Source organism: Mycobacterium sp., from assembly GCF_002863225.1.
In the GTDB taxonomy this organism is placed as follows: Bacteria; Actinomycetota; Actinomycetes; order Mycobacteriales; family Mycobacteriaceae; genus Mycobacterium.
This window is the reverse complement of the sequence record NZ_PKEK01000010.1, coordinates 96,128-109,520: the sequence shown is the minus strand read 5'-3', so window position 1 is coordinate 109,520 and position 13,393 is coordinate 96,128. Positions and strand designations below refer to the sequence as shown.

9 protein-coding genes, 1 tRNA gene and 2 pseudogenes are annotated in these 13,393 nt (G+C 64.6%); 10 read left to right on the top strand and 2 right to left on the bottom strand.

Annotated elements, in window-relative coordinates:
* Window positions 1-95 precede the first annotated feature (95 nt).
* Window positions 96-518, bottom strand: a complete 423-nt coding sequence (locus tag CYU59_RS02585) for a hypothetical protein (RefSeq protein ID WP_292975554.1) — start codon at window positions 516-518, stop codon at window positions 96-98.
* 146 nt (window positions 519-664) lie between these two features.
* Here CYU59_RS02585 and CYU59_RS02580 point away from each other — a divergent pair, with 146 nt between their 5' ends.
* The 5 genes and pseudogenes from CYU59_RS02580 to CYU59_RS02560 all read left to right on the top strand — a co-directional run.
* Complete coding sequence (locus CYU59_RS02580) at window positions 665-1,522, top strand: TIGR04255 family protein (RefSeq protein ID WP_363113748.1); 858 nt, start codon at window positions 665-667, stop codon at window positions 1,520-1,522.
* 758 nt (window positions 1,523-2,280) lie between these two features.
* Window positions 2,281-3,150, top strand: a complete 870-nt coding sequence (locus CYU59_RS02575) for a hypothetical protein (protein ID WP_292975551.1) — start codon at window positions 2,281-2,283, stop codon at window positions 3,148-3,150.
* Between the two features lie 104 nt (window positions 3,151-3,254).
* Window positions 3,255-3,887, top strand: a pseudogene (locus tag CYU59_RS02570) (type ISP restriction/modification enzyme); the annotation flags it as partial.
* 24 nt (window positions 3,888-3,911) lie between these two features.
* Complete coding sequence (locus tag CYU59_RS02565; protein WP_292975549.1) at window positions 3,912-5,000, top strand: endonuclease NucS domain-containing protein; 1,089 nt, start codon at window positions 3,912-3,914, stop codon at window positions 4,998-5,000.
* A 162-nt stretch (window positions 5,001-5,162) separates the two neighbouring features.
* Window positions 5,163-5,414: pseudogene (locus CYU59_RS02560) on the top strand (tyrosine-type recombinase/integrase); the annotation flags it as partial.
* A gap of 62 nt (window positions 5,415-5,476) precedes the next feature.
* Here the strand turns inward: CYU59_RS02560 and CYU59_RS02555 are convergent.
* A tRNA-Gly gene (locus CYU59_RS02555) sits at window positions 5,477-5,550 on the bottom strand.
* Between the two features lie 71 nt (window positions 5,551-5,621).
* Between CYU59_RS02555 and dcd the strand changes: the two genes are divergently transcribed.
* From dcd to CYU59_RS02530, 5 genes are all read left to right on the top strand, one after another.
* The gene (gene dcd / locus CYU59_RS02550) at window positions 5,622-6,191 is read left to right on the top strand and encodes a dCTP deaminase (RefSeq protein WP_292975546.1); all 570 of its coding nucleotides are present in this window, start codon (window positions 5,622-5,624) and stop codon (window positions 6,189-6,191) included.
* A gap of 54 nt (window positions 6,192-6,245) precedes the next feature.
* A complete protein-coding gene (locus CYU59_RS02545) occupies window positions 6,246-7,523 on the top strand; it encodes an ammonium transporter (RefSeq protein WP_292975543.1) in 1,278 nt (425 codons plus the stop codon).
* Between the two features lie 161 nt (window positions 7,524-7,684).
* Window positions 7,685-9,691: a hypothetical protein gene (locus tag CYU59_RS02540; RefSeq protein ID WP_292975540.1), complete on the top strand. Its 2,007-nt coding sequence runs from the start codon at window positions 7,685-7,687 to the stop codon at window positions 9,689-9,691.
* Window positions 9,692-9,889: 198 nt separating this feature from the next.
* Complete coding sequence (locus CYU59_RS02535; protein ID WP_292975636.1) at window positions 9,890-11,509, top strand: hypothetical protein; 1,620 nt, start codon at window positions 9,890-9,892, stop codon at window positions 11,507-11,509.
* A 121-nt stretch (window positions 11,510-11,630) separates the two neighbouring features.
* Complete coding sequence (locus CYU59_RS02530; RefSeq protein ID WP_292975538.1) at window positions 11,631-13,331, top strand: hypothetical protein; 1,701 nt, start codon at window positions 11,631-11,633, stop codon at window positions 13,329-13,331.
* Window positions 13,332-13,393 lie beyond the last annotated feature (62 nt).

Sequence of the window (13,393 nt, the reverse complement as noted above, 5' to 3'; positions counted from 1 at the left end):
ATCGCTCAATCGAACGATGCTGGCGCCGCTCAGGCCTGGAGCCGATGACGGGAATCGAACCCGCGTACGGTGGAGGATGGCTCTGGGCGAGAGGGTTAATCGCCTTGGTCCGGCTCAGCTTTCGGTGCGGTCGCCGCTGCCCACCCAGTCGCGTTGACCGTCACCTTCGTCCATTTGCCTTCAGGGTAAACGTCATCACCGATCTTGAGCGACGTGTCTATCCACACCGGCGGCCCGCGAAGTACCGCCGGTTCTGCCAGGTCGGTGACCTCGACGACTGAATACATGTCGGTGGTCTCTCGGTCGCCTTTCCAAGACTGGTTTGCAAGCTGGCGGATGGCGGAGTCCGGCCCCTGCGAAACTGCCCCGGTCACGCTGCCGTGGGCCTCCACAGTTACCTTCACCCACTCGCCTGGGGGTCGCTTGTCCATACCGACCTTGTACGACTCCCCAGAAAAGATCGGGGGCCCAAGATGCTTCTTCGTCTCTCCGCTCTTGTACTGAACGATGTGAATCACGCCTACGAGCCTGGCACACGACGTACTCGTTAGGCGCGTCAAGCCGGCGGCAAAATCTCCCAGACCCGTACAGGCCAAAATCATCAGTCTCGGCCGTTGGCCTTCAAAGGTGGGGTTGGGGGGTCCCGCCCCCACCTGGTTCTGCGGTGCGGGCCAGGCGGCGAAACACGCGCCCCGCTACTCCAGTAACTCCCTCGACCGTCAGGCAAGGCGGGTATGTTCAATTGGTGTCAACAAATGGCGTTCCGGCTCCGCTACAGCTCCCCCCTTACGTGAGCCAGAAGCTAGAACGAAGCCCGCTGGTACTCGTGGCAGTGCAGGTCAACTTCGAAGAGGTCGGCGACCTTACACACGGGCAAGCCAGGGCAGTTCAGAAGCGGCTAGGTAGCTCATGGGCGAGTCTCCAGGTGGCACCCCAAATGCGATTCACGTTTACCCCCGCAGGACCCGTGCAGGAGAACAAGAACGCATACAGGCTTGAGTCGGTCGACGGGTGGTCGTTAATGCTCAACTCGGACAGCGTGACGCTTGAGACTCAAAAATATGAGGGTTGGCAGACTATGGCGACTGTATTCAAGGCTGTAGCTGAAACGGTGGCAACCGTCTTCGATCCATCTCAATGCCTGCGTCTTGGGATGCGTTTCATAGACCAGGTTCCGATGCCAGATGGGCAACAAGATTGGCGCGGCCTGATAAGAGAATCGGTGCGGGGCCTGGTGGACGACACCACATTCGGCAGTGCTGTGCTCGGCTCCGACCAACGGCAACTGCTGCTGCTTGAGAGTGATGCTCGGTGCATGTTCCACCACGGACTGCTCGCTGATGAGGGCGCTGAGGGTCCCAGAAAATATCTGCTCGACTACGACGTGTTTCGTGAAATCCCGATGCCCTTCACAGTCGACGATGTAACTCAGACGGCAGAAATACTGCACGGATACACTGGGGCTCTATTTCGCGCTTCGCTTGAAGATGATCTCTACCTTTGGCTCAAGGGGGTCAAGTGAAGAGCGCGTACGCCGTGAAGACGAAAATTGATCGGTCGGAAGAGCCTGCGACCTTGCCCAAGAGCTATGCGTCAACTGCGTCGAGCATTTATAGCGATCCATTTGGGAACCTCCCCGCTTCCAAATTTGGATATGAAAATGTCTGGTTCACGCAAGAATCACTTGAACGCGAACTCGGCCTCGTCGATGCGTTCTCGCGCATATACGACATGCGCTTACGGAATCAGCTGGTTCATACGAGGGCGTCGGTAGACACTGCGAGAAGTGCCCGGATAGTGTTCGAGATGACGCCCGCCGCTAGCCGCTGGAGCGCCAGAATCGTTCCGATGATAGCGCCGTTCACAGTCTCGACGACCGAGCCGGGACCTGCTGCTCTCCTCGACCTAAGCTTGGCGCAAATACAAGAGTGGTTGGGCATCGGACTCCAGCAAGCAGCTGAGGCGGCCGGGATAAGTCGTGGAGCCGTTTATGCGTGGCGTGATCGTGCAACCAATCCGCGACCGGCAACCGTTCACCGTGTGCTACGTCTGCATGGTCTAGCGGCGTCTGCCGTTCAGGTAGCTGGCGATGCTGCTGCTAGACGCTGGTTTCACGATGGCGACCCATCACCCCTTGACCAGCTCATTGAGGCGAAGGGTGATGATGAGCAGGTCAGGGGTATCGCGAAACGCTTGCGAAGGGAATTAACGGCCCCGACTCTCCCCCCTGTGAATAGCTGGTTAGCCGCAAATCTTGACGACCCGTCTGAACCATAGAACGTGAATCCCGTTGGCCCACAGCCTGACTTCGGTGCATCCGAAGGATGGCCGCCAGGATTTTACGAACATCTCGACGCCTACCGCCAAGGTCACGTGATCGACGAAGTTCCCACATTTTTCCTGGCGTCAGACACATACCTGTGGAGCGGACGCAGGCAGACACTTGTGGCCGAAACGCCGTCAATTGTAGGCGAAGAAGGCTATCCGCTAAGGCGAGCGATGATCCTGACGCAGTCTTGCGACCTCATGAAGGGCAACAACCCTTGGATCACCGTTGCGCCTGTCTATGACGCATTCGACCGCCTCCCAATAGGTCAGCATGGGCAGGTAAAAGGAGCGCAGATCGGCCACTACATACACGTAACCGCTGACTGGGCTGCCGATCGGCTCTGGGTCGCCGACCTTCGTCTAGAGATTCCGGTTGAAAAGACTCTTCTAATGACTCGGCACCCGGCGGAGGCATTCCCCGACGAAGCTGGCTACGCCCAACTCGCGTTGAGGCTCGGAGCACGACGGCAGCGGCTCGCAGCGCCTCAATCATGCATTGATTTAGTTGTCACACCACTCTTCGCTTCCATGCGAGCCCTTCCGGACGGCGGTGTTGCGCTGAACTCAGGGGTACGAGAGATACGAGTTGACTGGAACGATCCGAACACGCCCACCGTCGTCACCGTTTTCGTTGTTGCAACTGATGAAGCGGCACGCCAGAAGATAGATGGCGAAGGTTGGGCGGCTCTCGTGTTGGGCCTCTACGGTCGCGCTCAAAGCGGCGGGATCACCATCGTCGGCCCAGAAATCACCAGCATGACTGACATGTGCGCCGCTGACTACATTCAATCGTCGCTCATCGAAGACACTCAGTCGTCGTGATCGTTGTCAGTAGGTTGTGGGAAGTTCTCACTGCGTGCATCGGGGTTTAAGGCGCTTTACCTGGCAACATGACTAACCAAGTCGAGTGCGATGCGGCACGCACGGGAGCCCGCCGCAAAGACAACATTACTGACTCAATTCTCATGCTTTACAGGCAATCCTCGGGCCAACAAGTGGTCAAGGATGACATCTTCTACTACACCTACGGGGTACTACACGACCCGACTTATCGCTCTGAGCACGCCGCAGACCTAAAGAAGATGCTGCCCCACGTTCCAACGCCGGAACGCCGAGAACGTTTCGACCAGCTTGTCGCAATCGGTCGCACACTCGCCGACCTACACCTCACATACGAGGATGCAAAGCCGTATCCCCTTGAAGTTGAAATCAAGCCAGGTGTGGACCCAACCGACCGACAGTCTTGGCGCGTGCAGAAGATGAAGTGGGCATCCAAGACGGACCACTCGACGATCATTTACAACGCGAAGGTCACCATTACGGGCATACCCGAAGATGCCGAGCGGTATCAGCTTGGGTCACGCTCGGCGCTGGTGTGGGTCATTAATCGATACCAGGTTTCAACGGACAAAGCATCCGGCATCGTCAACGACCCCAACGACTGGTGTGACGAGCATGACGACCCGACCTACATCGTCGAGCTCATCAAGAAGGTCACCACGGTGAGCGTAGAGACCATTAGGATCGTCGATCAACTTGCCGAAGGCGCATCCGATTAGCTCTTTAACGACGGGAATTGTTTGATGGCAATGGAAATGGAACTCTGGCGCGTTGACGACGGCAAGCCCATCCGGCTGGTTTCGACGGGTATGCCATTGGAATCTCAGCTCGAAACCCTGATTGAGACTGACTCTTCGCTCCTGGGCCAGGACTTGCTGATCATTGGCCGCCAGGTGGCAACGAGCTATCAGAAGTTCATTGACTTGCTCGCGGTCGATGCAGAGGGCACCGTGCACATCCTCGAACTCAAGAAGGACAAGACGCCCCGAGAAGTAGTCGCGCAACTTTTGGACTACGGCTCATGGGTACAAGGTTTGAGCAACGACGACATCCGCCACATCTACGAAGAGAAGAACCCTGGATCAGCCTTCGATGCGGCGTTTGCGGACCGATTCGGTGCAGCGCCGCCGGACGAGATAAACAACGTGCACACGCTGACCGTAGTCGCGAGCAGCCTGGACGCGAGCACCGAGCGGATCGTGAGCTATCTGCATGACATTCATGGCCTGCCGATCAACGTGGTGTTCTTCCGCTACTACGAAGACGGCCACCAGAAGTATCTCGCACGCACGTATTTGCGACCTGAGTCCGTGGAGGTTGCTCCGACGCCGAACGCGAAGTCCAAGACCGAGACGTGGGACGGCCACTCATGGTATGTCTCCTACGGTGCTTACGTGGGTGGGCGTTCCTGGTTGGACGCACGTAAATACGGATTCGTCGCGGCCGGTGGAGGCCTCTGGTATTCGCGTACGTTAGTCAAACTCCCCGTGGGTGCGCGGGTGTTCGTGTTTCTCCCAGGGCCGCCCAATGGTCGGTACGTCGGCGTCGGCACGGTCACCGGGTCGGCTCAACCTGCCGAGTCAGCCACCATCGAAATAGGCGGTGAGACAACGCCATTCACAGACCTCGAAGTCGAGGGCGTCTATACGCACCCCGAGACAGATGACCCCGACAACCGGGAATGGATCGTTCCGGTGGATTGGGAGCACACCGTATCCGGGGACGACGGCATCTGGCGGACCGGCTTCTTTGCCAACCAAAACTCAGCGTGCAAGCTTCGAAACAAATTCACTATTGAAACGCTTTTGAAGGATTTCGACCTGACGGACTAAGCCAAGCAATGGCTCACTTGTCGGGGTCGTAGTTGTGTGGTCTGGCGAGGACGGAAGCTGAGTGCCCCTGAGCGTATGACGCCTTGAGGGACTCAGCATTGCGCTGGACAATGAGTAGAGCGTTCTGAGCCTTGGTGAGTTGAGCTTGGGCGGAGCCGTATTCACAGTCCGTCGGTGCTCTCGCGTTACTGGCGCGACACAGTCAAGGCGGCCGGGGTTCGATATATCAAGCTGCACGCGGCCCGGCACACCTGCGCCACGCTCATGCACCTATCAGGGGTTCCTGTCGCCGTCATCGCGGCATGGATCGGACATAAGGATGCGAGCCTGACGATGAGGCTGTACACGCACTCCCAGAACGAAGCACTCAAGGCCGCCGGGGCGACGCTGGACAGGGTTGTCCGGCAGTTGTGACAACGTCGTGACAACAAGACGGATTTTCGAACAGTTCGAACAACGAAAGTGCTGATCAGATGTGGAGCCGATGACGGGAATCGAACCCGCGTATTCAGCTTGGGAAGCTGATGTTCTGCCATTGAACTACATCGGCAATGTTGCTTGGGAAGGCTAGCACCCAGCGTCGCGCCGTTCATCAGCATCACGGGCCGCTACGCTCGTCGCGTGCTGCTTTCCGATCGCGATCTCAGAGCCGAAATCGCTGCCGGCCGGTTGGGAATCGACCCGTTCGACGACGCCCTGGTCCAGCCGTCCAGCGTCGACGTCCGGCTGGACAGTTTGTTCCGGGTCTTCAACAACACCCGCTACACCCACATCGACCCCAAGCAGCAGCAGGATGAGCTGACCTCCCTGGTGGAGCCGGCCGAGGGCGAGCCGTTCGTGCTGCATCCCGGGGAGTTCGTGTTGGGGTCGACACTGGAAACGTGCACGCTGCCAGAGGATTTGGCCGGTCGACTCGAGGGCAAGTCCTCCCTCGGCCGGCTGGGTTTGCTCACGCACTCGACGGCCGGCTTCATCGATCCGGGTTTCAGCGGCCACATCACGCTCGAGCTTTCCAACGTCGCGAACCTGCCGATCATCCTCTGGCCGGGTATGAAGATCGGACAGTTGTGCATCTTGCGCCTGACCAGTCCGGCCGAGCATCCCTACGGCAGCGCCTCGGTCGGTTCGAAGTATCAGGGCCAGCGCGGCCCGACGCCGTCGCGGTCCTATCTCAACTTCGTCAAAGACTGAGCCGCATCCCGGGTCGGTGCGCGGCAGCGGGGATTCGGTCCTATTCTCCTTCGAATGCTGCATATAGATCCCGCTGCGACTGCCTGGCTGCTTGCCAGCACAGCCCTGGTGATGCTGATGACGCCGGGGCTGGCGATCTTCTATGGCGGCATGGTGCGCACCGACGGTGTCTTGAACATGATCATGATGAGCTTTGTCGCGATCCCGCTCGTGACGGTGGCGTGGCTGCTTGTCGGCTACTCTCTGGCCTTCTCCGGCGACGGCGGCGGATTCGGACTCATCGGCGATCTCGCCCACGTCGGGATGGCGGGCATCGGCCCCGGCACCCCGCACGGCGCTGTTCCAGAACTGCTTTTCGCCACTTTCCAGCTGACATTCGCGATCATCACCGCCGCACTCGTCAGCGGCGCGATCGCCGACCGCGCGCGTTTCTCCGCCTGGGTGGTTTTCGTCCCGGCCTGGGCAATCGCCGTCTACTCGGTCGTCGCGCACTGGGTCTGGAATCCTCACGGCTGGATGTTCAAGCTCGGCGTGCTGGACTACGCCGGCGGCCTCGTTGTTGAAATCGTCTCCGGCGCCTCTGCTCTGGCGCTCGCCCTGGTCCTGGGTCCGCGTATCGGCTTCATGAGGGACGCGATGCGCCCGCACAACCTGCCCTTCGTCCTGCTCGGCGTGGGCCTGTTGTGGTTCGGTTGGTTCGGTTTCAACGCCGGTTCGGCGCTGGCCGCCAACGGCATGGCCGCGGCGATCTTTCTCAACACGCTGGTAGCAGGATGCCTCGGCATGCTTGGTTGGCTGGCCGTCGAGAAGATCCGCGATGGGCGGCCGACGACGTTCGGCGCGGCGTCCGGTGTCGTCGCGGGTCTCGTTGCGATCACGCCCTCCTGCGGCACGGTCAACACACTGGGCGCGGTCGTCGTCGGACTGGCTGCGGGTGTCGTGTGCTCGTTCGCGATCACCCTCAAGTTCAAGTTCGGCTACGACGACTCGCTTGACGTCGTAGGCGTGCACTTCGTCGGCGGTGTCGTGGGAGTGCTGCTGATAGGAATGCTCGCCACTGACGTCATGACCGGCGGCCCGTCGGGTCTCTTCTACGGCGGCGGATTCCTTCAGTTCGGCAAGCAGGCTCTGGCTGCCGCTGTCGTTGCGTTGTACGCATTCGGGATGTCATTTCTCCTGGCCAAAATCGTCGATCGGTTCATCGGCTTCCGCATCAGCCCTGAGGACGAGACGGCGGGGGTCGACTTCAGCGAGCACGCCGAGACTGCGTACGCGGAGGGTGTGCACGGTCATCTACCGTCCCGTCGCTCGTCGACGATGGGCGATCAATGATCGGCGACGTGCGGCCCCGGTCGTATCTGAATTTCATAAGCTCTGCTTAAGTTCGGCTGCCCCACCGCACAGCTTGCGCGGAGAATATTCAGGTGTAGCGCCGGACGCGGTGTTCCCTCCGCCTAAAACCGTGGCGCGCTGCGAGTGGCTCTGGAGGCGCGGTGGATATCGTGCTCGGGGTGTCGATGGCACCCACATCTGTTCGAATGCTGTTGGTAGAAGGTGAAAACGCCGACGGCGTGACTGTCGAGGACAACAAATTCGACTTCTCCGCCGACGACGGCGCGGCCACGGTCAGTGCGGCCGACCAGTTGATCTCGGCCATCTTGGGCACCCGCGAGGGCGCCGCCGAGGCCGGTCACGCGCTGACCTCGACCGGGGTCACGTGGACCGACCCGGTGGACGCGGCCGCGCTGCGTGACGCACTCGCCACTCGCAAGATCGAAAACGTCATGCTGGTGTCGTCCTTCATGGCCGCGGCAGCGCTCGTGCAGACCGTCGGTTGCACGGTCGGCGACGCGCACACCGCGCTGCTCTTCCTCGAGCCCGACACCGCGACGCTGGCCGTCGTCGACTCCGCTGACGGGTCGATTACCGACGTCCACAAGGAGCTGCTCTCGAGCGGCCATGACATTACCGAATTGGCCGGCTTGGTGGCAGGTTTGGAGTCGTTGGAGACGCGCCCGCAGAGCGTCTTCATCGTCGGCTCCGGAGTGGACGTCGCCACGCTGAAATCTCAACTCGAAGCCGTGACGACGCTTCCCGTCACCGCAGCCGAGGAACCCGAGACCGCCCTGGCGTGGGGCGCGGCTCTGGCTTCGGCGAACGCACCTCTTTTCGCCTCGTCGACGGCGGCGCTGGCGTATGCGCTCGACCCCGGCACCGGTGCGATCGACCCCTACGCCGTATCGCCGGGATACCTTGCGGCACCTGATGTTCCGTTGGGCAGCGCACTGGGTGAGGACGATCTTGCCTACAGCGCGGTTCCCGATGAGGATGCCGACGTCCACACCATTGCCCAAGACGAGTTCAGCGACGAGCGCCCCGGTGGTGAGTCCGAGCGACGGCCGCTGGTTCTGGTCGGAAGCATCCTCGCGGTTGCTTTCGTTGCCGCGGCGCTGTCGCTGGAAGTCGCTCTGGCGCTGGGTATTCGGCCCAATGTGGCCTTTCTGCCGCGACCGCTGCAGCACCTGATCATCGAGTCTCCGGCGCCCGCTCCGGCCCCGAAGGCCGTCGACGTGCCGCAGGCCAATCGCATGATCGCTCCGGCCGTCGAGCCCGCGCCCGCGAATGCGCCGATCCCGGCTCCGGTGCCTGCGGCGCCCGCTCCGGTACCAGCACCGGCCGCGCAGCCCCTCCCGGCGATCCCTGCGGCGCCACCCCTGCCGATCGCTGCACCGCCGGCCCCGATCGCCGCTCCCGCGCCGGTGCCGGCGCTGATTCCGATTCCGATCCCCATTCCGGTGCGCCAGTCGCCCCCGGTTCATGTGGGTCCGGTTCGCGGCCCGCAGCCGCCGGTCAAAGTGCCGCCGGTCAACCCGCCCGTGCAGGTGCCGCCGGTCAAGCCGCCGGTGCAGGTGCCGCCTGTCGATCCGCCGGTGCAGGTGCCGCCGGTCAAGCCGCCGGTGCAGCTTCCCGACCCGAAACCACCGGTCGTGGTGCCGGTGCAGCCTCCCGTGCAGCAACCGGACCCGGTGCACGTGCCGCAAACGCCGCTCTTTCCCGGCCTGCCGGGCCTCGGCATTCCGGCGATACCGGCTCCGGTCCAGGGGCCCTCGGCCAACCCGCCCGGCGGTAACCCGTTCAACCCGCCCGGCGGTTTCGGCGGCGGAAACCCGGGCGGTGGGGGCAACCCCGGTGGTTTCGGGGGCGGGGGCAACCCGGGCGGTTTCGGCGGTGGCGGTAACCCCGGTGGTTTCGGGGGCGGGGGCAACCCTGGTGGTTTCGGCGGTGGCGGTAACCCCGGCGGTTTCGGCGGTGGCGGTAACCCGGGTGGTTTCGGTGGCGGTAGCCCAGGCGGTCACAGCTCCGGCGGATTCGGTGGCGGCGGCTTTGGCGGCGGCGGGGGCGGCTTCGGTGGTGGTGGACACGGCGGCGGTGGCTTCGGCGGGGGTGGCTTCGGTGGTGGTGGACACGGCGGCGGTGGCTTCGGCGGCGGGCACCACTAGCCCGCGGCCCGTTGCACGACAAGGTAAAATCGGCTGCGAAGGTCGGCCTGGGGGCATCGTTCGACCATCGCCCCTGGCCACATCTTCATAGAGCACTGCTAAGTCCGCGGTAGTTTCGCCGCGCTCCGGAGTGGCGATAACTTCTGTACTGGCGACCGACGGTCTGCAATGTCAGATGGCCCGCGGATGGCTAGCCAAATGGCGGGAGGATTGGTGGACACCGTACTCGGTGTTTCGATGGCACCCACGGCGGTTCGCGTCGTGCTGGTCGAGGGAGAAAACGCCGACGGGGCGACCGTCGACGAGGACAACTTCGCTGTTGCCGCCAACGAAGAGCCGGCCACGTTCAGCGGGCCGGATCAGGTGGTCGCGGCGATTCTCGGGACCCGCGAAGGCGCCAGCGAGGCCGGCTACGACCTGTTGTCGACCGGCGTGACGTGGACAGACCAGCGGGCAGCGGCTGAGCTGCGGGATGCGCTGGCCGCCCGCAAGGTCGAGAACGTGATGCTGGTGTCGTCGTTCCTGGCAGCGGCCGCGTTGGCGCAGTCGATGGGCAGCGCCACCGGTTACGCCCGCAACGCCCTGCTCTACGTCGAGCCGGACACCGCGACGTTGGCGGTGGTGAACACCAGCGACGGTTCGATCATCGACGTCCACCGTCAGCAGCTGCCGGACGATGACGACCAGGCGGTGGCCGCACTGGTCGACATGGTCTCCACCGCCGAGGGCCTCGACCTGCAGCCTGACGGCCTGCTGGTGGTCGGCTCGGGTGTGGACATCCCGCTGATCAAGCCGGCGCTGGTAGACGCCACCTCGCTGCCGATCAGCGTGCCCGAGCACCCGGAGACGGCGCTGGCCCGGGGCGCGGCGCTGGCCTCGGCCAACGCACCGCTGTTCGCCTCGTCGACGGCTGCGCAGGCCTATGCCCTGGATCCCGGAACCGGTGTGGTGAGCCACCACGTGGACACCCCCGGATATTTGGCCGTCGCCGAGGCGGCCGTCCCCGTCGCCGATGCCGGTGCGGACGCGCTGGCCTACAGCGCCGTCGACGACGACTCCGCAGCGATCTACACGCAGCTGGACCACGACGCCTACGTGGACGACCACGAAGACTTCACCACCGGCATGTATCCCGACTTCGACCGCCTGGAACAGGAACAGCAGAGCCGCACGCCGTTCCTGGTTGCGATGGGTGTGCTGATCATCTTCGTGGCCGGGGTGATGGGCCTGGTGATCTCGCTGGCTTTCAGCATCCGGCCGTCGTCCAACACGCGGCCCGGCATCAGTCACAACGTCGTCGCGCCGGCGCGACCGCTTCCGGCTCCGCTACCCGCGGCGCCGCCGGCCCCGGAGGCCGCGCCCGTTCCGGCCCCGGCCGCCGTACCCGCACCCGTCGAAGCGGGCGTTCCGGCTCCGGCGCCGCCACCTGTGTTCGCGCCCGCTCCGGCGCCGCCGCCGGTGTTCGCACCGCCGCCGCCACCACCGGCGGTCGTGCCTGCACCGATTCCGATCCCGATCGCGCCGATCCTGCCGGGTCTGTTGCCCGGCCCGGGCTGGGGTGGACCCCCCGACCGCGGACCCGGCTGGGGTGGTCCGGGTGGTCCTGGGCGTGGGCCTGACTGGGGAGGACCCGGCCGCGGGCCTGGCTGGGGTGGTCCGGGTGGTCCCGGGCGTGGGCCCGACTGGGGCGGCCCCAAGGGCGGTCGCGGTGGACCCGGACGAGGCGGGGGCGGTATCCCCGGCATTCCCGGCTTCGGCCACGGCGGCGGCGGTGGCGGTTGGGGCCATGGCGGTGGCGGCCACGGCGGCCGTCACTAGGCAATTCGCCGATTAACCCATAGCCGCGGCGTCCGCCCGTCGGTATCGTCGTATAAGCGATCTTCGACCGGTGACTGGACAGCTTTCAGCAACCCCGCGAGCGAGCAGTTTTGGAGGAAGAGTGGACACCGTACTTGGCGTGTCGATGGCACCCACGGCGGTCCGCATGGTTCTCGTCGAGGGCGAGAACGCCGACGGCGCCACGGTCGACGAAGACGGGTTCGACGTCAACGCATCGGCCGACGCTCCGACGATCAACGCGGCCGACCAGGTTGTCTCGGCGATTCTCGGCACCCGCGAAGGTGCCGTCGACAGTGGCTATGACGTGCGATCGATCGGCGTGACCTGGACCGACCCGATCGATGCCGCGGCGCTGCGCGATGCGCTGGCCGCCCGCAAGGTCGAGAACGTGATGCTGGTGTCGTCGTTCATGGCGGCGGCGGCACTGGCTCAGGTGGTCGGTAGTTCAATCGGCCACGCCAAGACCGGTCTGCTCTTCGTCGAGCCCGATACCGCGACGCTGGCGGTGGTGGACACCTCCGACGGATCGATCAGCGATGTGCGTCGCCAGCCGCTGACTCCTGGACGCGATCCGTTCGGCGACCTCGCTGCGCTGGCGGCGGGGGCGGGTTCGCTCGACGCGCGGCCCGACGGCCTGTTCCTGGTCGGCTCCAACGGAGTCGACGTCGCTTCGCTCAAGCCGCAGCTGGAAGCCGCGACCGGCCTGATCCTCAGCGCTCCGGAGGAGCCCGAGACCGCATTGGCTCGCGGCGCCGCGCTGGCATCGGCCAACGCGCCGCTGTTCACGTCATCGACCGAGGCTCTGGCTTACGCCCAGGATCCCGGCACCGGCTTCATCAACCCCTACGCCGTCGCCCCGGGCTACTTCGACGTCGCTACCGAGAGCAAGACGGGCGAGCAGGCCCTGGCCTACAGCGCCGTGGCCGACGACGACGAGGATTTCACCGCCCTCGCGGACGAGAGCGCGATCGAAACCGGTCTGTACACCGGCGCGGCCTATACCGAAGCCGCGGAAGACGACGAGCAACCCGAGGGTGGCCGTCGGCCGTTGTTCCTGGTGGCCAGCGCCGTCGCCGCGCTCTTCGTGGTGGGCGCTGCAGCACTGCTGGTCGCGCTGGCGATAAACATGCGCCCCACGGCCGCGACCCGGCCAGACCCGGGCCACAACGCCAAGCCGGCTCCCGCCGCTCCGGCGGCACCGGCACCGGGGTCCGCTCCGGCCCCCGAGGCGCCCGCTCCGGCGCCCGAGGCGCCTGCGCCCGCTCCAGAGGCACCGGCACCCGAGCCGGCCGTTGTCGCTCCCGCGCCCGAGGCACCCGCCCCGGCCCCGGTGCCCGCGGCGCCCGCACCCGCGCCTGAGGCACCCGCGCCGGCCCCGATCCCGGCGGCGCCGGCTCCGGTCGCTCCGCCTCCCGCGGTGATCCCGATCCCGATCCCGATTCCCGGTTCGCCACCGATATTCGGTGGACCCCGGCCGTGGAATCCCGGCGGCGGTGGTGGACGTCCCGGCAACGGCGGCGGTGGCGGCGGTAACCCCGGCGGCATCAACCCCGGTGGCGGCGGTGGCTTTCCCGGCGGCGGCGGCGGGGGAGGCGGTTTTCCCGGCAACGGCGGCGGTGGCGGTAACCCCGGCGGCGGCAATCCTGGTGGCGGCGGTGGCTTTCCCGGCGGCGGCGGCGGAGGCGGCTTTCCCGGTGGTGGCGGCGGCGGTGGTGGCCACGGCAGCGGCGGCAGTGGTGGCGCCCACGGTGGTGGCGGTGGTGGCCGCGGTGGGTTCGGCATACCTGGCCTGGGCTTTTAGCCTTCGACGGCAAACGGTCACCTTGCGTTTGCCCCCCGCTCAGTAGGGCGATGCCGTTAGCT